Source organism: Vibrio sp. RM-69-4, from assembly GCF_024743775.1.
GTDB lineage: Bacteria > Pseudomonadota > Gammaproteobacteria > Enterobacterales > Vibrionaceae > Vibrio > Vibrio anguillarum.
Genome location: NZ_JAMQXI010000062.1, coordinates 1 through 1,512, shown reverse-complemented (window position 1 = coordinate 1,512; position 1,512 = coordinate 1). Strand labels below are relative to the sequence as shown.

The 1,512-nt window shown below is 41.5% G+C and carries 1 protein-coding gene; it reads right to left on the bottom strand.

Annotated features, from left to right (window positions below):
* Positions 1-115 precede the first annotated feature (115 nt).
* Complete coding sequence (locus NB504_RS09160; protein ID WP_258428703.1) at positions 116-889, bottom strand: FRG domain-containing protein; 774 nt, start codon at positions 887-889, stop codon at positions 116-118.
* Positions 890-1,512: the final 623 nt, after the last annotated feature.

The window sequence follows — 1,512 nt, the reverse complement described above, 5'->3', positions numbered from 1 at the left end:
TTAAGGGGCAGACAACGCTACTACCAATTTACCGCATAACACCGTAATCACAAAAATCAACGCATAGTAAAAATGCCGCGCGTTGGTTGTCCCTCTTGAAGCGTTTGTTAGGACATTATTCAAAGCGCTCTCTTAGCCTCAATAGCTCTTCTCTTGCAGGCTCACTGCCACTGCCTAGATTACCACCAATCAGCTCAAGCCACATATTGCATGCAACTGCTGCGCCTGTTAAGTCTGGGTAAATACTAGTACCTAGAATATTCATTAATTTTAGTTCATTGAGGGCATCAAGACGACTTTCGTTAGGTATAATGATTTTTGTTAGATGCTGACTAAGTTGATTTTTTTGTAGCCAAGCCTCCAAAGAAAGTGACGTTGGAATTTTAGTAAACGAGCCTGACTGAGCAATTAGTCTAGGGTTTTCATCTTTGACTGGTTGAATAAACTCAAGGTCAAAATTACTTGTGTTTTTAAGTTCATCTTGAAGTGTTGAGCGATTTAAGACAAATATAGCTCGATTACCAGATGAACAAGACTGGACACTCTCGAACGCAAAGTATGCTGCAATATATGGGGAATCCGTCCAGTCTAATAATGGGGTGGCTAACCCATAATGCTGTCCTAGTGACCATAGTTCAGTATTTTTTAACTCCGGAGGGTTATCTCCACGTAACCCGCGAATACGAAGGCGAAAATTTTCAAGCTGCTTACCCTCTAGCACCTCAGCAGAAAATGAACTTCCAACAGACTTACTCAATCGTGTCAAAGTGCTTTCTAATAACCAACTAGCATCAGCATGTCCACGAAATAGATGACCATAACTATCTAAGTAGTTTTTCGAGAAGTAATCCCTCAACTCGCTCCAATTCTTAACATGCACTGTATTCATTTTTTTCCTTTGTCCTAACGCCCGGCTAAGGGGTTGACAACGCATAGCAGAACTCAAAAAACACACTGTAAACACTGAATTTCAATTTTGCACCAAAGCCGCCACGCGTTGGCAATCCCTCTTGAGCCGTTTGTTATGCAAATTCAATGAGATAAACTGACTTTACGCGACCAAAAACCACAATTGCAATGGTTGAGTGATTCAAGAATCAACCCAAGCAAGAACTGTGATAAATGAGCCGCCAAAACAAAGTCCACCTTTCAACAACAAACCAAGCTTTTGAATCAGACAAACTCAACAAGCAAGGCTTTCAGCAAGTGCGAAATGCTCGATTAACTTGCCCTTTCCACACTTTGCGAACGCTGATTTGACAACAAGCCAGCGCCAAAACTGATTGAGGCAAACAAAGAAATTTGCCTGTTTTACGGTTTGAGTTAACCACGAATTTGAGGGTAAAAATGCTCATTTGCCGACAATACAAAACGAATGGCCGGAGAAACCTAAAAAGATTGAACCCTAAATTTCCCTGAGTTGCATAACGCCCGCTTAAGGGGCAGCCAACGTTACTACTAACTTTCCGCATAACACCGTAACCACAAAAACCAACGCATAGTAAAAATGCC